Origin of the sequence: Microtetraspora glauca, from assembly GCF_040656155.1 — a bacterium.
Taxonomy (GTDB): Bacteria; Actinomycetota; Actinomycetes; order Streptosporangiales; family Streptosporangiaceae; genus Microtetraspora; species Microtetraspora glauca.
Map to the genome: position 1 here is coordinate 398,767 of NZ_JBFALK010000004.1, position 21,058 is coordinate 419,824.

General features: G+C 69.4%; 21 protein-coding genes. 7 read left to right on the plus strand and 14 right to left on the minus strand.

The annotated features are described in order from the left end of the window. Positions 1–45: 45 nt before the first annotated feature. Positions 46–2,850: a hypothetical protein gene (locus tag AB0I59_RS10855; RefSeq protein ID WP_358131978.1), complete on the plus strand. Its 2,805-nt coding sequence runs from the start codon at positions 46–48 to the stop codon at positions 2,848–2,850. Here the strand turns inward: AB0I59_RS10855 and AB0I59_RS10860 are convergent. Further along, positions 2,828–3,217: an NUDIX hydrolase gene (locus AB0I59_RS10860; protein WP_358131981.1), complete on the minus strand. Its 390-nt coding sequence runs from the start codon at positions 3,215–3,217 to the stop codon at positions 2,828–2,830. The genes AB0I59_RS10855 and AB0I59_RS10860 overlap by 23 nt on opposite strands. Positions 3,218–3,301: 84 nt before the next feature. On the opposite strand from AB0I59_RS10860, the gene AB0I59_RS10865 reads away from it, so the two are divergent. From AB0I59_RS10865 to AB0I59_RS10875, 3 genes are read left to right on the plus strand one after another with little or no spacing between them, the layout of a single operon-like run. Further along, positions 3,302–3,955 (plus strand): DUF6758 family protein, encoded by a 654-nt coding sequence (locus AB0I59_RS10865; RefSeq protein WP_061259319.1) that lies wholly within the window; start codon positions 3,302–3,304, stop codon positions 3,953–3,955. Between the two features lie 19 nt (positions 3,956–3,974). Continuing rightward, entirely contained in the window at positions 3,975–4,688 is a 714-nt protein-coding gene (locus AB0I59_RS10870; RefSeq protein ID WP_061259317.1) for an MBL fold metallo-hydrolase, read from the plus strand. Between the two features lie 8 nt (positions 4,689–4,696). Further along, positions 4,697–5,569, plus strand: coding sequence for a RecB family exonuclease (locus AB0I59_RS10875; RefSeq protein ID WP_358131984.1), 873 nt, complete (start codon positions 4,697–4,699; stop codon positions 5,567–5,569). Between the two features lie 133 nt (positions 5,570–5,702). Here the strand turns inward: AB0I59_RS10875 and AB0I59_RS10880 are convergent, their stop codons facing one another. Continuing rightward, entirely contained in the window at positions 5,703–6,581 is an 879-nt protein-coding gene (locus tag AB0I59_RS10880) for an alpha/beta fold hydrolase (protein ID WP_358131986.1), read from the minus strand. Between the two features lie 160 nt (positions 6,582–6,741). Beyond that, the gene (locus tag AB0I59_RS10885; protein ID WP_358131988.1) at positions 6,742–8,463 is read right to left on the minus strand and encodes a DEAD/DEAH box helicase; all 1,722 of its coding nucleotides are present in this window, start codon (positions 8,461–8,463) and stop codon (positions 6,742–6,744) included. Positions 8,464–8,875: 412 nt separating this feature from the next. On the opposite strand from AB0I59_RS10885, the gene AB0I59_RS10890 reads away from it, so the two are divergent. Next, the gene (locus AB0I59_RS10890) at positions 8,876–9,535 is read left to right on the plus strand and encodes a ferritin-like fold-containing protein (protein WP_061259311.1); all 660 of its coding nucleotides are present in this window, start codon (positions 8,876–8,878) and stop codon (positions 9,533–9,535) included. A gap of 412 nt (positions 9,536–9,947) precedes the next feature. On the opposite strand, the gene AB0I59_RS10895 is transcribed toward AB0I59_RS10890, so the two are convergent. The 4 genes from AB0I59_RS10895 to ligD all read right to left on the minus strand — a co-directional run bounded on the left by AB0I59_RS10895 (position 9,948) and on the right by ligD (position 12,153). Further along, positions 9,948–10,178: a DUF3107 domain-containing protein gene (locus AB0I59_RS10895; protein WP_061259310.1), complete on the minus strand. Its 231-nt coding sequence runs from the start codon at positions 10,176–10,178 to the stop codon at positions 9,948–9,950. Between the two features lie 112 nt (positions 10,179–10,290). Then, positions 10,291–10,911: a TetR/AcrR family transcriptional regulator gene (locus tag AB0I59_RS10900; protein ID WP_082777370.1), complete on the minus strand. Its 621-nt coding sequence runs from the start codon at positions 10,909–10,911 to the stop codon at positions 10,291–10,293. A 56-nt stretch (positions 10,912–10,967) separates the two neighbouring features. Continuing rightward, positions 10,968–11,201, minus strand: a complete 234-nt coding sequence (locus AB0I59_RS10905) for a hypothetical protein (protein WP_061259305.1) — start codon at positions 11,199–11,201, stop codon at positions 10,968–10,970. A gap of 70 nt (positions 11,202–11,271) precedes the next feature. After that, positions 11,272–12,153: a non-homologous end-joining DNA ligase gene (ligD, locus tag AB0I59_RS10910; RefSeq protein ID WP_061259303.1), complete on the minus strand. Its 882-nt coding sequence runs from the start codon at positions 12,151–12,153 to the stop codon at positions 11,272–11,274. A 114-nt stretch (positions 12,154–12,267) separates the two neighbouring features. On the opposite strand from ligD, the gene ku reads away from it, so the two are divergent. Next, positions 12,268–13,182 (plus strand): non-homologous end joining protein Ku, encoded by a 915-nt coding sequence (gene ku, locus AB0I59_RS10915; RefSeq protein ID WP_061259301.1) that lies wholly within the window; start codon positions 12,268–12,270, stop codon positions 13,180–13,182. Positions 13,183–13,544: 362 nt separating this feature from the next. Here the strand turns inward: ku and AB0I59_RS10920 are convergent, their stop codons facing one another. The 7 genes from AB0I59_RS10920 to AB0I59_RS10950 form a co-directional block, all read right to left on the minus strand. Continuing rightward, entirely contained in the window at positions 13,545–13,901 is a 357-nt protein-coding gene (locus AB0I59_RS10920) for a hypothetical protein (protein WP_061259297.1), read from the minus strand. A gap of 558 nt (positions 13,902–14,459) precedes the next feature. Then, the gene (locus AB0I59_RS10925) at positions 14,460–14,930 is read right to left on the minus strand and encodes a hypothetical protein (protein ID WP_061259296.1); all 471 of its coding nucleotides are present in this window, start codon (positions 14,928–14,930) and stop codon (positions 14,460–14,462) included. A gap of 606 nt (positions 14,931–15,536) precedes the next feature. Further along, positions 15,537–16,004: a hypothetical protein gene (locus AB0I59_RS10930; RefSeq protein WP_061259295.1), complete on the minus strand. Its 468-nt coding sequence runs from the start codon at positions 16,002–16,004 to the stop codon at positions 15,537–15,539. Between the two features lie 624 nt (positions 16,005–16,628). Next, on the minus strand, positions 16,629–17,114 hold the full coding sequence (locus AB0I59_RS10935; RefSeq protein ID WP_061259293.1) for a hypothetical protein: 486 nt from the start codon (positions 17,112–17,114) through the stop codon (positions 16,629–16,631). 563 nt (positions 17,115–17,677) lie between these two features. Continuing rightward, positions 17,678–18,022, minus strand: a complete 345-nt coding sequence (locus AB0I59_RS10940; protein WP_358131993.1) for a hypothetical protein — start codon at positions 18,020–18,022, stop codon at positions 17,678–17,680. Between the two features lie 493 nt (positions 18,023–18,515). Then, positions 18,516–18,857: a hypothetical protein gene (locus AB0I59_RS10945; RefSeq protein ID WP_061259290.1), complete on the minus strand. Its 342-nt coding sequence runs from the start codon at positions 18,855–18,857 to the stop codon at positions 18,516–18,518. A gap of 607 nt (positions 18,858–19,464) precedes the next feature. After that, positions 19,465–19,788, minus strand: a complete 324-nt coding sequence (locus AB0I59_RS10950; RefSeq protein WP_061259287.1) for a hypothetical protein — start codon at positions 19,786–19,788, stop codon at positions 19,465–19,467. 299 nt (positions 19,789–20,087) lie between these two features. On the opposite strand from AB0I59_RS10950, the gene AB0I59_RS10955 reads away from it, so the two are divergent. Beyond that, a complete protein-coding gene (locus tag AB0I59_RS10955) occupies positions 20,088–20,990 on the plus strand; it encodes an alpha/beta fold hydrolase (RefSeq protein ID WP_061259286.1) in 903 nt (300 codons plus the stop codon). Positions 20,991–21,058 lie beyond the last annotated feature (68 nt).

A 21,058-nucleotide genomic window follows, 5' to 3' on the forward strand; every position in this document is an offset into this window, starting at 1 on the left:
CAACATGCTCGCGTCCGCTTCGCCGTTCTAGTGGAGGCACGGAGCGTGAATTCGGACCCCCCTTCACGCGATGAGGAACACCCGGCGACGCCACCGGCGATCCCGCCCATCCCTGAGGGCCCTCCACAGGGCTCCTCGCCATGGGCGCTGCCTCCGTTCGGTGCCCCCGTACCCGATGAGACGCCCCCGCCGCGCCGCACCGGGCGGCGTCCGTACTCCGACGAGCCCGACACTCCCGACACGCCCGCCAGGCCCCGGCGCCTGGTCGACCGGCCGGACAAGCTCGTCGCCTCCGGCCGTGCCACCCCCCAGGAACCGGCCGAGCCCATACGGGAGCGGGAGACCGGACACACCGGACACACCGGACACACCGGACAGGAGCAACAGCCACACCCGGAGCAACCGGCGCAGCCCGAGCCGGTGCGGAGGATCGGCGCCCCGCCCGGAGGGCGCCCGGCCCGTCCTGACGTGCTCGTGGCCACCGGCCCACCCCGCTCCGGCGGCGGCCGGCACCATCACCACCGGCGGCGGAGCGAGCCCAAGCGCCCGTTCCGCGTCCGCAGGTACGTCGCACCGGTCCTGGCGTTCGCCCTGCTGCTCGCGGCCGCGTTCGGTGTCGCCCGATGGGTGTCGGGACCGTCGGCGGGCGGCCTGCTTCTCGCGTCGGGCGACGGCCAGTCAGGGGACACGGCGTTCCCGGCCCCCGGCCTGCCCGGCAACGGCTCCAGCCAGGTGCTCAACGCGGTCACGTCGGCGGACTCCACGGTCGTGGCCGTGGGCAGCGACATCAGCGGCCCGGTGCCGCGACCACTCTTCCTCGTCTCCACGGACGGCGGCGGGAAGTGGGAGCTGGGGCGGGTCGTCGGCCCGGCCGGTTACGACATCGTCGGCGGAGCGGTGGGCCGGGTCGTGGGCGGCGGCGGACACTGGCTCGCCGCGGGTACGGACGCGCCCGGGTCCGCGGGACCGGCGGCGCGCGGCATGTGGGTCTCCTCCGACGGCAAGACCTGGACCGCGGTGGATCCCGGCCGGTTGACCGCGTTCTGGAGCCAGGATCGGATCACCGACCTGGCCAGGACCGCCACCGGCTTCGTGGCCGTGGGCACCGCGACCCTCCGGGACGGTACGGCCGGCCCGGTGGCCTGGGTGTCGCCCGACGGGCGGGGATGGACCCGCGTGGACACCGGCCAGATCGGCACTCCCGACAAGGTGCGCGGCATGCGCGCCGTCGCCGCGCGCGGCGACCAGGTCGTCGCCTTGGCCGACCCCGGCGAGGGCGACTCCGCCTCGGTGGTGCTCCGCTCGGCCGACGGAGGCAGGTCCTGGCTCCGTACGGCCGTCGCCCTCGCGGACGTACGGCCGGAGCCGGGAGCCCTGGCGGCCACGGGCAAGGGCTTCGTGCTGGTCCCGACGCGACAGCGGTCGGCTGCGGGCGAGGTACGGGTCTTCTGCTCGGGCGACGGCGCCAAATGGGAGCAGTGCGGCACCATCGGGAAGCTCGGCCCCGAAGGCGCGGGCGTGCGGGGCCTGGCCTCGTCCGCGGCGGGGATCGCGGCGGTGACGGAGTCGGCCTGGGAGCGGTACGCCCTCTACACCAGCGCCGACGGGCGCAAGTGGACCAAGAGCGCCGACCTCGGCGAGATCCCCGGGACGCTGCGCGGGCTCACCATCACCGACGAGGGCGTGCTCGTCGCGGGCGGGGACAAGCGCGGGCCCGGAGACGTGGAGAACCTGCCCGTGCTCATGACGGCGAGAAAGGGCAAGCAGGCGAAGGCCGTACCCCCCGGGGAGATCGCGGGGCTGACGCGGCTGGCCAGGGAGACGACCAACCTCGCGGCGGCGGGCGGCCTGTTCGTCGCCGTCGGCTCCGGCGGCGGCGACGCCGGCATCTGGACCAGCGGCAACAACGGCGCCAACTGGAAGAGCCTCACCTACCCCGATCTGCTCGGTGGTTCGGGACGCCAGGCGCTGAGCGCGGTCGCCCACGGGCGGAAGGGATGGCTGGCCGTCGGCACCACCACCTCCGACCCGGCGGTCACCCGGCCCCTCCTGGTCACCTCGGCCGACGGCAGAACCTGGAAGCCCGGCCCGGCCCTCGACGTGCCGGCGGGCCACTTCCTCCTGGCGCCGAACGCGGTCGCGGCCGGGCCCAAAGGGTACGTCGTCGCGGGCGAGGACCGCGGCGCGACGGGAGTGCTTCCCGCCCTGTGGTTCAGCCCCGATCTCAAGCGGTTCACGCGGGCGGCCCAGGGCGCCATGCCGACCGGGGGCGCGGGTGTGCGCATCGCGGACGTCACGGCCACGTCGTCCGGGTTCATGGCCGTCGGAGGCTCCGGCACCGCCGACCGGGAGACGGGCGTCGTCTGGGTGTCCTCGGACGGGGTCGAGTGGACGGCCAGAGGCCGGGTGCTGCCCGACGACACCCGCTCGGCGGGGCTGCGCCACGTCGTGGCGCGGGGGAACGAGGTGATCGCGGTCGGCGTCGCCGACGGCGGCCGTCCCTTCGCCGCGGTCTCGTCGGACAACGGGTCCCACTGGGAGTACGCGTGGCTGCCGGTGGAGGGGGCGGCCGCCGTGCTCGACCTGGTGGCGGCGGACCAAGGAGTGGTCGCGGTGGGGGCGCACGGCCCGGCCGGCGAGGGGGACAGCACGGTCTGGATCTCCGGCGACGGCCTGGACTGGACCCGCCACACGCTCACCGGGGACGGCCTCGGCGGTGCCGGGGCGCAGTGGCTCGGATCGGTCGCGGTCTCGGGGAACCGGGTCGTCGCCACCGGCCGGTCGGCGACCTACACGGAGGACCACCTCACGATCTGGCGGAGCACGTTCACGTCGTCGGAGGACCGATGACCTTCCAGGAGACGAGTGCCTCCACCAGGCCGTCGGTCAGCGGAAGCCGTACCAGCTCGGCGAGATCGCACCACCGGGCGTCGGCGGCGTCGTCGCCGGGCGACAGGCGGCCGTCCGAGGCGGCCACCAGATAGTCGTGGATCTCGTAGGTCACACCCGCCGGCCCGGGACGCCGTACGGTTCCGGCCAGGGAGCCCACCGTGCCGTCGAGGCCGGTCTCCTCGCGCAGCTCGCGCCGCAGCGCCTCGGCGTCGGTCTCGCCGGGTTCGACCCTGCCGCCGGGGAGGGACCACAGGCCCTCACCGGGCGGATGGCCCCTGCGGACCAGCAGTATCCGTCCGGCCGGGTCCAGGACGATCGCTCCCACGCATCTCACCACATACAGAACATTACGACCGGATAACCCAGAGGTCCTTGACGCCAGTGGTTCACGGAAGCACCGTGGGTAGTTGTGAGAGCCGCGCCTTCCTGTCCGCGGTGCTTCGGGCCGCTGCATGAGCCGAGCGTCTGGAACAGCTCCTGGCGCTGCGACTTGCACGGCGACGTGCTCCCGCTCCAGCCGCCCCATCGGCCCTCACGGGCCGCGCTCGACGCGCTCAGGCAGGCGTCACTGGTCCCCGTGTGGTTGCCGTGGCCGCTGCCCACGGGCTGGCTCGTCACCGGGTTCGCCGAGGTGGGAGACGACCGCACCGGCGGCCGGGCCAGCGTGGTCGCCCTCTCCGGCCCTTCGGTCACGCACGGCCCCGCCGACCTGCTGATCGTCGCCGAGGAGCCCGGTGTGGGCCTCGGCGCGGCCTATGCCGGGCTTGACGGGCCCGACCCGGGAGGTGAGTTCGACGCCGGCCCGCCACACGCGAAGATCGAGGTACGCGGGCATCCCGGCGCGCTGTGGTGCCTCCTCAAGGGGGTACCGCCCGACCGCGCCGTGTACGTGGGGGAAGCCCTCGGCAACTGGTTGTGGATGATCGCCTGGCCGGCCGAAGTAGGGTGTTTCATCCCGCTCGCCCAGCTCTCCCTGCGCGACCTGCGTGACAACGACCAGGAACTCGACCTCCCGTACGGTGCCTTCTCCCCTCGCCTCGACGACGAGCCACGAGAGGCATGAGCTAGTAGGGTTCTGAGACGTGACAGCGCGTATCGAACGAGTGGTGACCTCCGGCGTGGTCGAGATCGACGACGCCGAGCACAAGGTTGAGAACAACACGTGGATCGTGGGTGACGATGAGGAGGTCATCGTCGTCGACCCGGCGCGGGACGCCGACAAGATCCTCGAAAAGGTGGGCGAGCGCGAGGTCCTCGCCGTCATCTGCACGCACGGGCTGCCCGACCACGTCGGCGCCGCGATCGAGGTGGCCGCCAGGGACGAGGCCGTCATCGCCCTGCATCCCAAGGACAAGCGCCTGTGGCGCCAGACCTGGGAGGAGACCTGGCCCGACATCGAGATGGAGGACGAGGGCCTGTTCGCCGTCGCCGACGTCGAGCTCGAGGTGCTCACCACGCCCGGCATCACCCAGGGCGGCGTCTCGCTCTACTGCGAGGCGCTCGGCGCGGTCTTCACCGGCAAGTCCCTCCAGGCCGACGGTCCGGGCAGGCTCGGCGGGGAGTACCCCGCGCTGGCCGACCAGCTCACCGCCATCGGCGAGCGGCTCTTCACGCTGCCGCACGGCACCCGCGTGCTGCCCGCCCACGGCGAGGAGTCCACGATCGGCGATCTGGAGCCCCAGTTCGACGGCTGGCTGTCCGGCTCACTCACGGGAGGCGACGAGCAGCACCGGGAGTCGCCCCTCGTGGACGGCACCGGCGCCTCCGGCATCACGCTGAAGCTGGACGACGAGTAGCCGCTCCCATGGAACAGCTGGGATTCGAGGGCATGCCGCGCCGGCTGTACGCGTGCACGCCCTCACGGCTGAACTCGTGGCTCGACTGCCGCCGCCGCTACCGCTTCACCTACCTGGACCGGCCGGCGCCGCAGAAGGGGCCTCCCTGGGCGCACAACAGCGTGGGGGCCTCGGTCCACAACGCGCTGGCCGGATGGTGGCGGCAGCCGTACGAGCGGCGCACGCCGATGACGGCGGCGACCCTCCTCACCAGCGGGTGGATCACCGAGGGGTTCCGCGACCAGGAGCAGTCCACGACGTGGCGTGATCGTGCCCGCGAGATGGTGTCCGGATATGTCGCGGCACTGGATCCAGCGGACGAGCCGGTCGGCGTCGAGCGCACGGTGGCCACCCGGACCGCCGTCATCGCGGTCTCCGGGCGGATCGACCGGCTCGACCGGCGCGGCGACGAGCTCGTCGTGGTCGACTACAAGACCGGTCGCCGGGCGCTCGACAGCGACGACGCGCGCTCCTCGCTGGCCCTGGCACTGTACGCGATCGCGTCGTCGCGCGTGATGCACCGCACCTGCCGCAAGGTGGAGCTGCACCACCTGCCGACGGGTTCGGTGGCCGAGTGGGAGCACACCGACGAGTCGCTCGATCGGCATCTGCGCCGGGCCGAGGAGATCGCGCTGGAGGCGTCCGAGGCCGACGAGGCCTACCGCGCGTGGTCCGGCGCCTCCGGATCCCGTACGGCGAGCACGGACCCGGTGCCGCCGGAGGTCGACGCGCTGTTCCCGCCCAGTCCCGGCCCGATCTGCTCGTGGTGTGACTTCCGGCGGCACTGCCCGCAGGGCCTGCAGGCAGGACAGGAGCGCAATCCCTGGGACGGCCTCCACTAGGTGGCGCCTGACAAGGTAGGTCGTGCCTGGCAGGTCACGGCCTGCTGCGCACGGCCTGCTGCGCACGGCCTGCTGGGGCGTGTCGGGTGCTCCCCGGCCGGTGAACGCCCTGCTGGGCCCCTCCCGGGGCCCGTCAGGAGTGGTGCAGGATCTCGCTCTCCGCGGCGTTCCAGAACCGGGTGAGCGCCGCGGCCGTCGTCTCGGGAGCCTCGACGGCCGGGGAGTGGGCGGCGCCGGGCACGACCACGCATTCGGCGTCGAGCCGGTCGGCCATCTCGGCCTGCAGGAGGGGCGGCCAGCCGTCGTCGTGCTCGCCGTACAGGACGAGGATGGCGAGGCCGCTCTCGGCGAGTTCGTCCACGCGGTCGGGGGCGTCGAGCACCTCCCTCGCCATGGCGAGCAGCCCGGCGGGGGAGTGGGCGAGCAGCCGCTTGCGCAGGAAGGACACGATCTCGTCGGGAACCCCCGCCCTGAGCGCCTCCGGCTCCAGCCGGTTGGCCCAGAGGTACTCGACGCCGTACTCCGGCAGCTCGGTGAGCATGATCCGGCCCGTCTTCTCGCGGGGTCCGATGATCCCCGCGGGACCCGAGCTCATCAGCGTGTATGACGCGATCTTGGCGGTGCCGTCCAGGGCGGCCTCACGGGTGATCAGCCCGCCGAAGGAGTGTCCGAGCAGGTGCACGGGCTCGCCCCCGCCGACGGCGTGGGCGACCAGGTCGATGTCGGCGCCCAGGGCCGCGCAGGTGTACGCCGAGGGATCGTCGGGCCCGGGTGTCTCGTACTGGCCGCGGATGTCGACCGCGACGACCCTGCGGCCGGCCTGGGCGAGAGTCTGGAGGACCGAGATGAAGTCCTCCTTGCTGCCGGTGAATCCCGGGACGAGGAGGGCGGGCCAGCGTTCGGGGACACCGCTGACGGGCTCCGCCGAGAGGACCGCGAACGTGCCCGCCGGCGTCTCGATCTGCTGGGTGGTGACACCCGGGGGCAGCGTCAGGAATCGCGGCGTACTCACGTGGCACCACGATACCCAGCGATGCTGTTGGCGACACCGCCAACAGCACTTTGCCGGTTGTGACCCATAACTCCATGCCTCCTACAGAGGGTTTACCCACTGCCGGATGGCGGTCTCCCGTCCCCGGCCGGCGGGCCGGGGACCGGTCTGTCTCCCGTGGCTATCCGCCTCGCCGTGACCGCGCTGGGCGGCGACGCTGGGCCGCGCGCTCCGTCGCCGCGGAGGGCGCGGGAATGTCGTCCTCCGTCGCGAGGTCGGGAGATCGGAACACCACGACGAACGGGCTCGGCGGGATGATCCGCTCCGGCTGCGGCTTCGGCTGGGGCAGCGGTTCGGGCTCGAGTACGGCCAGCGGCTCGGGCACGAGGTCGCGCTCGGGCACGAGGTCGCGCTCGGGCTCGGCGTGCGGCGTGGGCACGGGCCGGATCTCCTCGACGGCGGCGGGGACCGCCGTCTTCCGGGTCTTCCGGGTCTTGCGGACCTGGTCGACCTCGCGGACCTGCTCGGCCTCGCGGACCTGCTCGGCCTCGCGGACCTGATCGACCTCGCGGGTCTGCTCGACATCGAGAGCCCCTTGTGGCTCGCGTGCCTCGACCGCCGCCTCGGCCTCGGCGCTGCGGCCACCGCGGGTGCGGCGGCGCTCCCTCGGCGTACGGGCGGGGCGCTCACGGCGCTCCTCCCGTCCGGGCCGGTCGCCGCGACCGCGAGAGCGAGTACGCCCGGTCTCGCCGAGATCCTCGATCTCCTCGGCGGCCAGACCGGCGCGGGACCTCCTGGCGTGCGGCAGCACGCCCTTGGTGCCCTCGGGGATGCCCAGGTCCGTGTAGACGTGCGGCGAGCTGGAGTAGGTCTCGACCGGCTCGGCGAAGTCGAGGCTGAGCGCGTTGTTGATGACCTTCCAGCGGGTGAGCTCGGTCCACTCGACGAACGTCACGGCGACGCCGGTGCGCCCGGCGCGGCCGGTCCGGCCGATGCGGTGGACGTAGGTCTTCTCGTCCTGCGGACAGTCGTAGTTGACCACGTGGGTGACGTCGTCGATGTCGATGCCGCGGGCCGCCACGTCGGTGGCGACGAGGACGTTGATCTTTCCGTTGCGGAACGCGCGCAGGGCCTGCTCGCGCTGGCCCTGACCGAGGTCTCCGTGCACGGCCGCGACGGCGAAGCCCTTGTCGTCGAGCTGCTCCGCCACCATGTCGCAGGCGCGCTTGGTCTCGCAGAAGATCATGGTCAGGCCGCTCGTGGTGCTCTGCAGCAGCCGGGCCACGATCTCGATCTTGTCCATGCGGTGCGTGCGGTACACGAACTGCGTGGTCTGCGGGGTCGCCTCGGCCTCGGCGTCGTTGTTCTCCGCGCGGACGTGGATCGGGCGGTTCAGATAGCGCCGCGACAGTGCGACGATCTCGCCCGGCATCGTGGCGGAGAACAGCATGGTCTGCCGCTTCTCCGGGACCAGCTTGATGATGCGCTCGATGTCGGGAAGGAAGCCCAGGTCGAGCATGCGGTCGGCCTCGTCCATGACGAGCATGGTGATCTGGCCGAGGTCGAGGTGCTTCTGCTTGACCAGGTCGAGGAGCCGGCCGGGGGTGCCCACGATGACGTCGACGCCGCTCTTGAGGGCCTCGATCTGCGGCTCGTAGGCGCGGCCGCCGTACACGGTGAGGATTCGGGAGCCGAGCTTGCCCGCGGCGAGGACGAGGTCTTCCGTGACTTGCAGGGCGAGCTCTCGGGTGGGGACCAGGACCAGGCCGCGCGGCTTCTTGCGGTTCTTCCGCGGCTTGCCCACGAGCTGCAGCATCGCGACGCCGAACGCGTAGGTCTTGCCGGTGCCGGTGCGTGCCTGGCCGATGACGTCCTGCCCGGCGAGTGCCAGCGGGAGCGCCATTTCTTGGATCGGGAACGGTGAAGTGATGCCCTCGGTCTCGAGCGCATCGGCGATCTCTGGGATGACTCCCAGGGCTCGGAACGTCGTCAGTGTGACCTGCCTCAGTCGTTGGCGAAGGCGGCCCACCGGAACCAGATCGGCCGGAACTCTCCCAGGCCGTGTTCTCACGGATGTGGCGCCCTCGGCGTCATCAGCGACCGCGGCATCCAGTTACTGGGGGTCTGGAGCCGGACGGCCCAGATCAATACAGTGCGGTCGCACTTTCGCGAACCAGTCTACTCGATACCACAACATGGAACCGTTTTCTCCGTGTTCCCGATGTTCGGTCAAGTGTTTTCGCGTGATCGTTTCCTCCGGGCGCGCGTCGGGTGGGGCGAAACCGGCCCGCGTACGACCCGCGTACGCTGCACCCATGAACGAAACCCCTCCAGGTGTCGTGGACCTGCTCGGCGTGCTCGCGTACGCGGAGCTCACCGCGTTCCTCCGGCTGGCCGAGGACGCGGCGCTGCTCGCGCCTTCGTTGACCGACCGTGCCGCACTCGGTGACGTGGCCGCGGCCGAGTACGGGCACTTCCGGCTGCTGCGCGACCGGCTCGCCTCGCTCGGCGTCGACTCGGAGGAGGCCATGGCGCCGTTCGTCGACGCCATCGACGCCTGGCACGAGCAGACGAAGCCGAGCGACTGGTACGAGGCCCTGGTCAAGGCGTACGTCGGCACGGGGATCGCCGGTGACTTCTACCGCGAGGCCGCCCGGCACGCCGACCCCTCCGTCACCGAGCTGGTGGAGGAGGTACTGGCCGACGAGGTGCGGTCCGCGTTCACCGTGGATCGGGTGCGTGCGGCCATCGAGCAGGATCCGCGGCTGAGCGGCCGGTTGGCGTTGTGGGCCCGCCGGATGGTCGGCGAGGCGCTCAGCCAGGGGCAGCGGCTCGCGGCGGCCCGCCCCGACCTGGCGGTCCTGCTGGTGGAGCCGGGAAGCGAGGACCTGGCCGAGATCGGGCGGCTCTTCGCCCGCCTGACGGAGGCGCACGGGAAGCGGATGTCCGCCCTGGGACTCACGCCGGGCCCGTGAGCGCCGGGCCCGTGAGCGCCGGGGCCGTGATCACTGGGCGCGTCGAGCGTGTGGGACCGGACCTCTGGCCATCGATCCCGGAGCCGCCGGGGCCGGTACCGATAGGGCAGCCGGTCCGCTGATCGAGCGGCGTGAGGACGCCAACGGTTGTAGCGTGCGAGGCATGAGCGCCTCGCGCCGCTACGGCAGTTCCTTGACGAGATGTGGGCCGAACCGCTGGACGACACGCGCTGTGTTGCGCAGGGGCAGCGCGGGCTGTCCCACCATCAGCCGCAGGCGTGACGAGGCGCACCGCATGGCCGTGGTCCGCCGTCCTCCCGGGTGCGCGTACGGGCCGCGCTGATCCGGAGCGGCGCAGGAGACCACCGTCCCCCGCCGCGCCGCGACGGGGGACGCGACTCGGAGGGCCGGCCTAGAGTGTCCCGCCGAAGCCGATCGTGCGCTGCTCGTCCTCGCCGACCTCGACGAAACCGAGGGCGGACACGGGCACGACCACTCGGCGCCCGTTCGTATCGGTGAGCGAGAAGACGCCCTTGTCCGCGGCGAGAGCCTGGCGGAGCTCCTCCTCGATCTGCTCGGCCGACATGTCGGTCTCCACGACGAGCTCGCGGTGCACCGACCGAACAGCGATCTTGACTTCCATCGGGCTCCCCTTTCCAGAGGGCTGCGTCACGCAGCGCCTCACCCCCATCGTCGCCGTCCTCCGGCGCGGTGAGCCCTCTGATCGCGTCAAGCGAACAGGAAATCCCGCGCGTTCAGCCGGTCCGGGGGAAGCCGCTGATGCCGCGCCAGGCGAGGCGGGCCATCAGCTGGGTGGCGGCCTCCTTGGGGATGGAACCGTGGCTGCTGAGCCAGTAGCGCGCGCTGACCTCGGCCATGCCGACCAGGCCGACCCCGAGCAGGTGCGCCTCGTCGCTGGAGCAGCCGGTGTCCTCCTGGATGACCTGGCTGATCGCGTCGGCGCTCTCCCGCAGGGACCGCTCCATCCGCTGGCGTACCGGGGCGACGTTGCGCAGATCGGACTCGAAGACCAGCCGGAACGCCTCACCCTGGCTGGACACGAAGTCGAAGAACGCCCCGATCGCCGCCTGGACCCGCTGCTTGTTGTCGCTGGTGGACGCGAGGGCCTCGTGGCACCTCGTCACCATGTCGTCGACGTGAAGATCGAGCAGGGCGAGGTAGAGCTCGAGCTTGCCGGGGAAGTGCTGGTAGAGCACCGGCTTGCTGACACCGGCCCGCTCGGCGATCTCGTCCATGGCCGCCGCGTGGTAGCCGTTCTCCACGAACACTTCCTGCGCCGCGCTCAGGAGCTGACGGCGGCGGGCCATACGGGGCAGGCGGGTGCCCCGGGGCTTGGCGTCCGGGGTAGCGGTCACGGCACTCTCGTCTCCTTGTTGCGGGAACTCGCCCATCCTACGTGTGGGTAACCAGGTCAGCGGTAGTCCTCTTCGCCGTACTGCTCGACGACGCGTTCCTGATCGGTGGCGTCGGCGGCGTCGGCCTCGATCGGCACCTGCTCGGGCCAGCGGGGTTCTTCCGCGGACTTCAGCCGCTGGAGATCCTCGACCGCGTCCTCTTCCGGCGTCTCGCTCGAGATCTCCTCAGGCGGGATCTCCTCGGACAAGGTCTCCTCAGGTGTCTCTCCGAGGGAGTCCATCTCGGACATCTGCCGTCCTCCGTTCCCGGCCCCGTCGACGCCGCGACAGGTCCAACACTACGGCCACGGGCCGTACCGGCTAAGTGGTGGAGGCCCGGAACAGGTCTCCATGCCGCTCGACCCGGTCCAGCACGTCTCGTGCCGTGTAAACGAGCTGTCCCGGGTCCGTACAGGCATCCACCTCTGCCCACGAAAGCGGGGTCGACACGGTCGGGACGCTGCCGGCCCGCAGGGAGTAGGGGGCGACGGTGGTCTTCGCCGGGTTGTTCTGGCTCCAGTCGATGAACACCTTCCCCGGCCGTTCCCGCCTGGCCATCACGCTGGTGACGAACGTGTGCTCGCGCTCCAGCCGCCGAGCGAGTTCGCGGGCGTACGCGTTCGTGTCCTCGTCGCCGTTCCACGGCACGTAGAGCTGCATGCCCTTGCTGCCGCTGGTCTTAGGTGATCCCTCGCGGCCGTCCTCCTTGAGCACCTCGCGGAGCAGGAGGGCCACCTCGCAACACTCCACGATCGTCGCGGGGGCGCCGGGATCGAGGTCGAAGACCAGGGTGTCCGGTGGCAGCGGGTCTCCCTCCTCGGAGACGCGCCACATGGGGACGTGAAGTTCCAACGCGGCGAGGTTGGCGTAGTAGACGAGCGTCGCCAGGTCGTCCACGATCGCGAATTCGATCTTCTCTCGCCCCTTCGAGCTGCCGGGGGCGGGCAGGGTGGCCGTACGGACCCAGTCGGGGGTGTGGCCGGGCACGTTCTTCTCGAAGAAGAACTGGCCGTCGACGCCGTCGGGGTAGCGCTTGACGGTCAGCGGGCGGCCGCGCAGGTGGGGGAGCAGGGCCGGGGCGATCCGGGTGTAGTAGTCGATGACCTCGGCCTTGGTGAACCCGGCGTCGGGGTAGAGCGTCTTGCCGAGGTTGGTCAGCACCAGCTCCCTGCCCTCGACCTGGACCCGTACCTTCCTGGTCACAAGCGCACCTCCGAGGCGGCCGATAGGGCACCGCCATAGTGGGTACCTGCCCAACAGGTAAGTCCTTTGAATCCCGAGATGGTGTAGTTCGAACAAAGAGACGAGAATGTGGCTATGCGCAGCATCTGGAAGGGCGCCATATCGTTCGGGCTGGTCACCATTCCCGTGAAGCTCTACTCCGCGACGGAGCAGAAGGATGTCGCCTTCCACCAGGTGCACCGGGAGGACGGCGGGCGCATCAAGTACAAGCGGGTGTGCACGGCCGACGGCCAAGAGGTGTCCTACTCCGACATCGCCAAGGGCTTCGAACTGCCGAGCGGCGACATGGTGGTGCTGACCGACGAGGACTTCGCCGACCTGCCGCTGACCACGTCCCGCCGGATCGACGTACTGCAGTTCAGCCCCGCCGAGCAGATCGACCCCATCTACTTCGCCAAGTCGTACTACCTGGAGCCGGAGGCGCAGGGGGCGAAGCCGTACGTGCTGCTGAGGGACGCGCTGGAGCGCTCGGGCCAGGTGGCGGTCGTGAAGGTGGCGTTGCGTCAGCGCGAGTCCCTGGCGACGCTCCGCGTCCGTGACGGCGTGTTCGTGCTGGAGACGATGTTGTGGCCGGACGAGGTGCGCACGGCGGAGTTCCCGTTCCTCGACGAGGACATCGACGTCCGCCCGCAGGAGCTCAAGATGGCCGAGTCCCTGATCGAGACGATGGTCGCGGACTTCGATCCCGGGGAGTACAAGGACACCTACCGCGAGGCGCTCCAGGCGACCATCGAGGCGAAGATCGCCGGCAAGGAGGTGGTGGCCCCCGAGGCTCCCGCCGAGGAGGCGCCCGCCGTCGACCTGATGGCCGCGCTCCGCGCCAGCGTCGAGGCCGCCAAGAAGGAACGCGAGGGACGCGCGCCGGCCAGGAGGGCGGACGGCGGGAAGGCCGCAGGGAAGGGCGCTGGGAAGGCTGCGAAGAAGGCGGACACCAGTGCCGAGGAAGAGGAGAAGGCGCCTCGCAAGCGCGGGGCACGCCGCTCCGCGTGATCCCGCTCCGCGTGAGCCTGGGGCCGTGTGACCCTGGGCCGTGTGATCCAGCGCGGCGTGACCCTGGGCCGCGTGATCCCCGGCTGGTACGGGTTCGCGTCTGGAAAACGAACTGCGTGACGTCCGGACGGGAAGAGAGATGGCCATCCGGCCGGATCAACCGGGCCGGATGGCCGTAGTGGGTTGGAAGGCGAGGACCCGCGGGATCTCACCCGTGGCGTCCGCCTTTCTGCGCTGGATGATGAATCTCATCGTGTGGGCGAGGAAGCAGACGTGTTCCTCGTCCGTGTGGTGGCGCCTCTCCGCGTGCCTCCCGTCCAGGATGAGCGGGTATCACGGTGAGGTGGCCGACGGAGGTCGGCTCAGCCGGCGGCGACAGGCGTGAGGGGCGCCGCGGTGGTCGCGTCGGTCGGCTCAGCGCGCTCTTCGCGAACATCCCTGGGCAGACGGATCGTGATGTTGTTGATCACGTGCTGGCGCTGCCGCTGGTGCTGCCGCTGGTGCCCGCGCTGGTGCTGGCGGTTGCGGTTGTGGTTGCGGTTCCAGTTGCGGTTGTGGTTGCGACCTGCGCCGCCCCAGTTACCGCAGCCGCAGCCGCCGGTCTGGACGACGGCGGCGCTCGCCGTGGTCGCGGTGGTCGTGGCGCCGAGGGCCACGGCTCCGCCGGTCATTGCGGTGCTGATCACCAGCCCCGCGATGGCGCTCTTCAGCATGGACATTGCGCTTCTCCTTTGAAAGGAATTGATTTTCCTCCACATTTGGGCATTCTCTGGATTGCCGCAGACAATGCCCGAGAGATCGTCCTTTGTGGATCATCTCTGTGATGTCTTGATTGCCTGACCGGCCAGGTGGTAAACGATGGAATTGGTCTTTTATGGTGTGCTTGCCGTTTCGTTGACGACGTCCGCAATGAGGGATTTGCTGCGTAGCGAGGGGAAGGTCGCCGGTGAGTCGTGCGGTCGATCGGGGCACATGTGGGATATCTCTCCGGCCCGGTGGAATTTCGCGATGAACGCGGCGCCGAGTGAAATCCGGCGCGGTTCCGTGTCGCCGTAGATGGGGAAAGGCCCGTCCGATCGGCGTGGCGCCGGCCGGACGGGCCTCGGTGTTTCCGGAATGGTGAGCCCTCGGGCGTCCCGGTGGTTGTCACCCCTTACCCGGCCCGCTTGTCCGCGCCGGTGTCGTGGATTCATCCTCCGATGCGGACGACAGGTGAACGGGGCGGGACGATCATCCGTCGATAGCTCGCGGTCTCACGGTTTGGTGGATGCGCCTACTTACTGCTGGTTGGCGGTGCCTGCGGCGTTGCCGGTGCCCCCGGTGCCGCCGTTGGCGTTGGAGTTGGTGCTGTTGGTGACGCTGCCGCCGTTGCCGCCGTTGCCGCCGCGGGCCAGAACGAGCTGGGCGAGGATGTCCTCGGCCCGCAGGCCGCGCTCCTCGCGCTCGCGCTCCCGCCGCTGCTCCGGCTGGCGGATGCGGATGTTGTTGATCACGTGCTGGCGCTGACGCTGCTCTTCGCGCTGGTGCTCGCGCTGGTTCTGGTGGTTGCGGTTGTGGTTGCGGTTGTGGTTGCGGTTGCGGTTGCCGCGACCCCAGCCGCCGCCGCCCCAGCCGCCGCCGCCGCAGCCGACCTGGACGACGCCGGCGTTCGCGGCGGTGGTGGTGGTCGCCGCGCCCAGCGCGACGGCTCCGCCGGTCATCGCGGTGCTGATGGCGAGAAGCCCGACGAGGTTCTTGAACTTGGGCATTGCGTTTCTCCCCCGAAAAGGAATCGTTTCCTCTTGACGCTCTGACATCTTCGCGAAATCCCCCGAAGACGCCCCGGATGCCCTTGATGTGGCATTTCCGTATTGTCTTGATTTCCAGATGAGTGGGATGACAAACGCGACCGTTCCGGCCTTAGCCAGCTCTTTTCATTTCATTGGGCGCGTCGATCGCGACATGTTTCCCTCGATGGCGCGGGGCCGTTCACGAGGGGATTCCGTCGCATACGTCAGTGCGGGCATTTGTGCGGCTTTTGTCCCCTCTTCTTGGGGTAACAGAAGAGGTGAACGCGAAAAACCCTGCCCGGCCCGCACGAAGCGGGCCGGACAGGGTGGTGTTTTTCGGCGAGGGGCTGAGTCGCGCCCTCGCTGTCGGCGCCGTAGCCGGTCTGACCCCCGGGACCTTTCGGCCTTCCGGCCTCCTCGCGTTCCTCGTGAACGCGGCCAGGAAGAACCGCGTCCCGGGTGGGACGCGGAGACCGTGGAAACGGCTTTCGGATGCCGCGGCGGCCTGCTGCCGCCGGTTTTCAGAAGATGAGACCGGCCTGGCGCTTGTCGCTCGGTGGTCTCACGGTCGGAGAATGCGCTTATTTACTGCTGGTCGGCCGCGCCCGCGGCGTTGCCGTTGCCGCCGGCGCCGCCGTTGGCGTTGGAGTTGGTGCTGCCGGCGATGGCGCCGCCGTTGCCGCCGTTGCCGCCGCGGGCCAGGACGAGCTGGGCGAGGATGTCCTCGGCCCGCAGGCCGCGCTCCTCGCGCTCGCGCTCCTGCCGCTGCTCCGGCTGGCGGATGCGGATGTTGTTGATCACGTGCTGGCGCTGCCTCTGGTGCTGGCGCTGGTCGTCGCGCTGGTGCTGACGGTTGCGGTTGTGGTTCCGGTTCCAGTTACGGTTCCGGTTGCCGCGACCCCAGCCGCCCCCGCCCCAGCTGGCGAAACCGCCGGCCTGGACGACGCTGGCGTTCGCGGCGGTGGTGGTGGTCGCCGCGGCCAGCGCGACGGCTCCGCCGGTCATCGCGGTGCTGATGGCGAGAAGCCCGACGAGGTTCTTGAACTTGGGCATTGCGTTTCTCCTGAAAGGAATGGGTTCCTCGTGGCGCTCTGACATCTTCGAGATCTTCTCTGAAGAATATTACGAACGCCCCTAGGCGGGTCATTTCCGTATCGTCTTGATTTCCGGAATTTGGGACGGCAAACGAGGTCATACGCTTCTTAGGCGGTACTTTTCGTCCTATTGGGAGTGCCGCGTGGGCGGATTGTTGCCGCGCGGATGATGGTGTGATTCCCGGGCGCCTCTATCACGTACGGGCGATGCGCACGTATCAGCGGATCGCGGCGCGTCATGGTCCGCGGCCGAAAGGGCCAGAAAATTGAAATCCTGTCCGGCTCGCATGGCGCGGGCCGGACAGGGTGATGTTTTTCGGCGAGGAAAGCGAGGCGCTTCGCTTACGGACACTCTCGCTTTTCGCGCCGGATCCCGTTCTCAACGCCTGGGACCGGCGTGGTCCCTTCCGGCCTGCCCGTGCTCTCCGTGAACATCGAGCAGGAAGAACCGCGTTCCCATGAAACGCGGAAAGCGTTGAGACGGCCTTCAGGCGCGACGGCGGCACATGCCGCCGGTTTTCGGAAGGTGAGACCGGCCTGGCGCTTGTCGCTCGCTGGTCTCATGGTCGGTGAATGCGCTTATTTACTGCTGGTTGGCCGCGCCGGCGGCGTTGCCGTTGCCGCCGTTGCCGCCGTTGGCGTTGGAGTTGGTGCTGCCGGCGATGGCGCCGCCGTTGCCGCCGTTGCCGCCGCGGGCCAGGACGAGCTGGGCGAGGATGTCCTCGGCCAGCACGTCGCGGAGGTCGCGGCCCTGCTCGCGCTCGCGCTCCTGCCGCTGCTCCGGCTGGCGGATGCGGATGTTGTTGATCACGTGCTGACGCTGGCGCTGCTGCTGGCGCTGGTGCTCGCGCTGGTGCTGGCGAAGGCGGTTGTGGTTGCGGTTCCAGTTGCGGTTGCGGTTGCGGCCCTGGCCGCCCCAGTTACCGCCGCAGCCGCCGCCGCAGCCGCCGGTCTGGACGACCGCGGCGCTCGCCGTGGTGGCGGTGGTCGCTGCGCCCAGCGCGACGGCTCCGCCGGTCAGCGCGGTGCTGAGGGCGAGGAACCCGATGAGGTTCTTGAACTTCGGCATTGCGTTTCTCCCTTGAAAGGAATTGATTTGCGCCGACACTCCGACATCCTCGAGGTTCTTCTCAAGAGAATGTCTGGATGACCCGTGGTGGATCACCTCTGCGTTGTCATTGGTTTCCGTCCATGTCGGACGGCAAACGATGGTTGGCCGCTCTTAGTCTCTGCTTGTCGCTCTATTAATGAAGTGAGACAATAGAAGGTGATTTGTGGCCGATGTGCCTTATGTCGGATTTGGTCAGGGTGGATTTCCGCCGGAAGGTCCGGAGATGCATCCGACTCCGTGTCATCCGCGTGCGTTCCCCGTCGATGAAACCCGTATGGGCGGGGTGAAAAAGAAATCCGGCCGGCGGGATGCCGGCCGGATCGGTGCGTTTTCAGTTGGGTGTCGTGACGGCTCGCGACCGCGAGAGCGGCCGTCCGCCGCCAGAAACCGGCGTCCGCCTCTCGGAGGAGGAACGGACATCCCGTCCACGTGTGGCGCCACGGGTCCCGGGCGTGGGATCGCGCCTCCGGCCGAAAGACGAGTGGCCGCTTCCCGGTCCGGCCCACGTGCCGAGGCCGGGCTCAGTCGAGGACCCTGAATTCGCGAAGGATGTCCCTGCCGTTGTTGCTGGACGTCGTGGTGGCGGTCGGCGGGAGGTTTCGGTCCTCCGGGACCACGACGTCGTTGATCAGGAACTGGGTCTGCTCCTGGTGCTGGTTCTGCTGGTTGTGCTGGCTCTGGTGCTTGTTGTTCGTGTTGCGGTTCCAGCCTCTGCCGTTGCCGCCGCAGCCGCCGTTGCCGCAGCCACCGGTCCGGATGACGGACGCGCTCGCCGTGGTGGTGGTCGCCGCGCCGAGCGCGACCGCACCGGCGGCCATAGTGGCGCCGACGGCGAGAAGCCCGGCGAGCCTCTTGAACTTGGGCATTGCGTTTCTCCTTCGAAAGGAATCCGTTCGCCCCCCGTTTCGACTTTCTCGGATATTTCCAGAGTCGCTGCGGCGGACGGCGGGGTGACCTCGTTGATCACTCCTGCGGGTCTGTGATTTCCTCCCGTATCTAGCGGCAAACAGTAATTGACTGCTCTTAGTTGCAGCTTGTCGCTCTATTACTAATGTTGAGTTGATAAATTTCGATTCGCGGGTATTTGTGCGATATGTCCGAGTTGGTGTGATAACAAAAATCCGGCCGGCGGGATGCCGGCCGGATGGGCCGCGTTCTCGGCGAGGGCCGCGGACGTCGCCGCCCCCAGCGGAGCCCTGCCACAGGCAGGGCTCCGCCTCTCCTCCGGGAGCGGGATGTCCCTCATCTAGCGTGCCCGCGCTCCCCGTGACCGCCCTCGCCTCCTGCTTTGAGGCGTACGGGGCCCGGTGGAACGCGGGCACGCGGGATCATTCCTCGACGCCGACGACGTCCGGCTCTTTAGAGCTCGTTCGTGTTGGACAGGATCTCGGGCAGGTCGTCGTCGAAGTCGTCGTTCCGGTCCACCCGGATGTTGTTGATCACGTGCTGGCGCTGCGTCTGGTGCTCGCGCTGGTGCTCGCGCTGGTTCTGGTGGTTGCGGTTGTGGTTGCGGTTCCAGTTGCGGTTGCGGTTGCGGCCCTGGCCGCCCCAGCCGCCGCCGCAGCCGCCGCCGCAGCCGCCGGTCTGGACGACCGCGGCGCTCGCCGTGGTGGTGGTGGCAGCGGCGCCCAGGGCGACCGCTCCGCCGGTCAGCGCGGTGCTGAGGGCGAGTAGCCCGACGAGGTTCTTGAACTTGGGCATTGTTGTTCTCCCTTGGAAGGAATTGATTTGCCCCGACACTCTGCAGCTCTCCGAATTCGGAGAATATGCGGATGACCCTTATGCGGATCATCTTCGCGCCGTTTTGATTTCCTGCCACGTCGAGAGATAAACGGCGATCGGCGGCTTTTACCCTCTGCTTGTCACTTTATTGGAGACGTTGAGCGATTAGTGCTTCTTATGTAGTGAGATGTCGCTGATGTCGCAATTGTCGAGATTCATGGGTATTGCTCCCTTGGGAGTGGCGACGGCCTCGTAGGCTCGGATGGTAGGCGGCGGCCACTGCGCCTGAAGTGCGGCGGGTCTGGAGCGCCAAACGAATACGCGCGAAACGCGAAAAGGCCATCCGGTCGGCAGCGCTGCCGACCGGATGGCCTTTTCGCGATTCGCTGTGGTGAGGGCTCCCGCGATCTTCCCTCGCGGGAGCCCTCGCATCATCGTGGGCAGAGGATCACGTTCACCTCACAGTGAGGAACTCACGTGATCCACCTTGCTCTGGCGTGTCGGCCGCCCGCCGAACCTCGCGTTCCGGAGAACCGAGATTCCGGTAGAGCGTCGGTACACGTCGCCTCGCCTGCGCCCTCCGTGATTAGAACTCGTCGTCGAAGCCCCGGCCGCGGTCGATCCTGATGTTGTTGATCACGTTCTGGCGCTGCGCCTGACGCTGGTTCTGGTGGTTGCGCTGGTGCTGGCGGTTGTGGTTCCGGTTCCAGTTGCGGTTGTGGTTACGCCCGCCACGGCCCCAGCCGCCGCCGCAACCGCCCCAGCCGCCGCCGCAGCCGCCGCCGCAGCCGACCTGGACGACGCCGGCGTTCGCCGCGGTGGTGGTGGTCGCAGCACCGAGCGCGACGGCTCCACCGGTCAGCGCCGTGCTGACGGCGAGACCCGCGATGACACTCTTGAGCTTGGGCATTGTGTTTCCCCCTTGAAAGGATGGTTGCCCCGTTTTTCGACATTTCCCAAATACTTTGGAAAACGGCTTGGATAGTCCGTGAATGGTCCATCCTGGTTGTCATGATTTCCGGGTAGCCTGCCCGATAAACGGCTATCGTGCGCTTTTACTCCTTGCTTGTCGCTTTATTGACGATGTTGAACTCTTATTGCTAGTTATGCTGCAAAATGTCCCTCTATGTCCGGTTTGTGGCTGTGCTGGCCGGAGGTGGCGATATCGTCGGAACATCGTCGGAACGGCGGGCGAACAGGGGAGGTCGCGTGGGTGTCGAGCCGATTCCGGACTGGCCGGGCGAGCTGATCGAGCTGGGGAACACGCGGATCCACGTGCGGTCCACTCCCCGTGGCCCGGCCGAGGCCGGGGTCTTCGTCCACGGCCTGGCGGGCTCCGCGACGAACTGGACCGACCTGATGGGCGAGTTGGCGGGCGAGGTCACCGGATGGGCGCTCGACCTGCCCGGCGCGGGTTACTCGCCGGCGCCCGCGGACGGGGACTACTCCGTGGACGGCCACGCCCGTGCGGTCATCGCGCTCATCGAGCACCTGGGCGGCCCGGTCCACCTGTTCGGCAACTCGCTCGGCGGCGCCGTGTCCGTACGCGTCGCGGCCACCCGGCCAGAGCTGGTCAGGTCGCTCGTGCTGGTGTCACCGGCGCTGCCCGACCTGCTTCCCCGGTACGGCCCGGCCCGCGTGGCCGTCTCCGCGGCGCCGCGCCTCGGAGAATGGGCGGTCCGGCGGCTGAGCACGGTCCCCGCCGAGCGCAGGGTGCAGGCGACCCTCGGCATGTGTTACGCGGACCTGCGCAGGGTCCATCCCGAACGCCTGAGGCTCGCGGTCGAAGAAGTGCGGCGGCGGGACGCGCTGGCCCACGCCGGCCAGGCGCTGGTCGGCTCCGCCAGGGGCATCGTCGGCGAGTACTTCCGTACCGGCCCGGAGAACCTGTGGCGGCAGGCCGCGCGGGTGACGGCGCCCACGCTGGTCATCCACGGCCGGCGTGACCGGCTGGTCGACGCCCGGATGGCGACGCGCGCCGGGCGGACGTTCCCCGATGTGCGTCTCGTCACCATCCGGCACGCCGGGCACGTCGCCCAGATGGAGTTTCCCGAGATCGTGGCGCGCGAGGCCAGGCGCCTGCTCGCCGAGGCGCGCGTCCACGCCGGTTGACCTCTCGATTGGGGAATGCCGGAGGCCCCCGGCTAGGTTGTCACTAGATGCTTGTGATGACCCCCTGA

Excerpts from the sequence above, each read along its gene's own strand:
- AB0I59_RS10930 (WP_061259295.1), bottom strand. The coding sequence starts at position 16,004 with ATGCCCAAGTTCAAGAACCTCGTCGGGCTTCTCGCCATCAGCACCGCG.
- AB0I59_RS10895 (WP_061259310.1), bottom strand. The coding sequence starts at position 10,178 with ATGGAAGTCAAGATCGCTGTTCGGTCGGTGCACCGCGAGCTCGTCGTG.
- AB0I59_RS10940 (WP_358131993.1), bottom strand. The coding sequence starts at position 18,022 with ATGCCCAAGTTCAAGAGGCTCGCCGGGCTTCTCGCCGTCGGCGCCACT.
- AB0I59_RS10890 (WP_061259311.1), top strand. The coding sequence starts at position 8,876 with ATGAACGAAACCCCTCCAGGTGTCGTGGACCTGCTCGGCGTGCTCGCG.
- AB0I59_RS10935 (WP_061259293.1), bottom strand. The coding sequence starts at position 17,114 with ATGCCGAAGTTCAAGAACCTCATCGGGTTCCTCGCCCTCAGCACCGCG.
- AB0I59_RS10925 (WP_061259296.1), bottom strand. The coding sequence starts at position 14,930 with ATGCCCAAGTTCAAGAACCTCGTCGGGCTTCTCGCCATCAGCACCGCG.
- AB0I59_RS10945 (WP_061259290.1), bottom strand. The coding sequence starts at position 18,857 with ATGCCCAAGTTCAAGAACCTCGTCGGGCTACTCGCCCTCAGCACCGCG.
- ku (WP_061259301.1), top strand. The coding sequence starts at position 12,268 with ATGCGCAGCATCTGGAAGGGCGCCATATCGTTCGGGCTGGTCACCATT.
- AB0I59_RS10905 (WP_061259305.1), bottom strand. The coding sequence starts at position 11,201 with ATGTCCGAGATGGACTCCCTCGGAGAGACACCTGAGGAGACCTTGTCC.
- AB0I59_RS10920 (WP_061259297.1), bottom strand. The coding sequence starts at position 13,901 with ATGTCCATGCTGAAGAGCGCCATCGCGGGGCTGGTGATCAGCACCGCA.
- AB0I59_RS10950 (WP_061259287.1), bottom strand. The coding sequence starts at position 19,788 with ATGCCCAAGCTCAAGAGTGTCATCGCGGGTCTCGCCGTCAGCACGGCG.
- AB0I59_RS10875 (WP_358131984.1), top strand. The coding sequence starts at position 4,697 with ATGGAACAGCTGGGATTCGAGGGCATGCCGCGCCGGCTGTACGCGTGC.
- AB0I59_RS10885 (WP_358131988.1), bottom strand. The coding sequence starts at position 8,463 with ATGGCGCTCCCGCTGGCACTCGCCGGGCAGGACGTCATCGGCCAGGCA.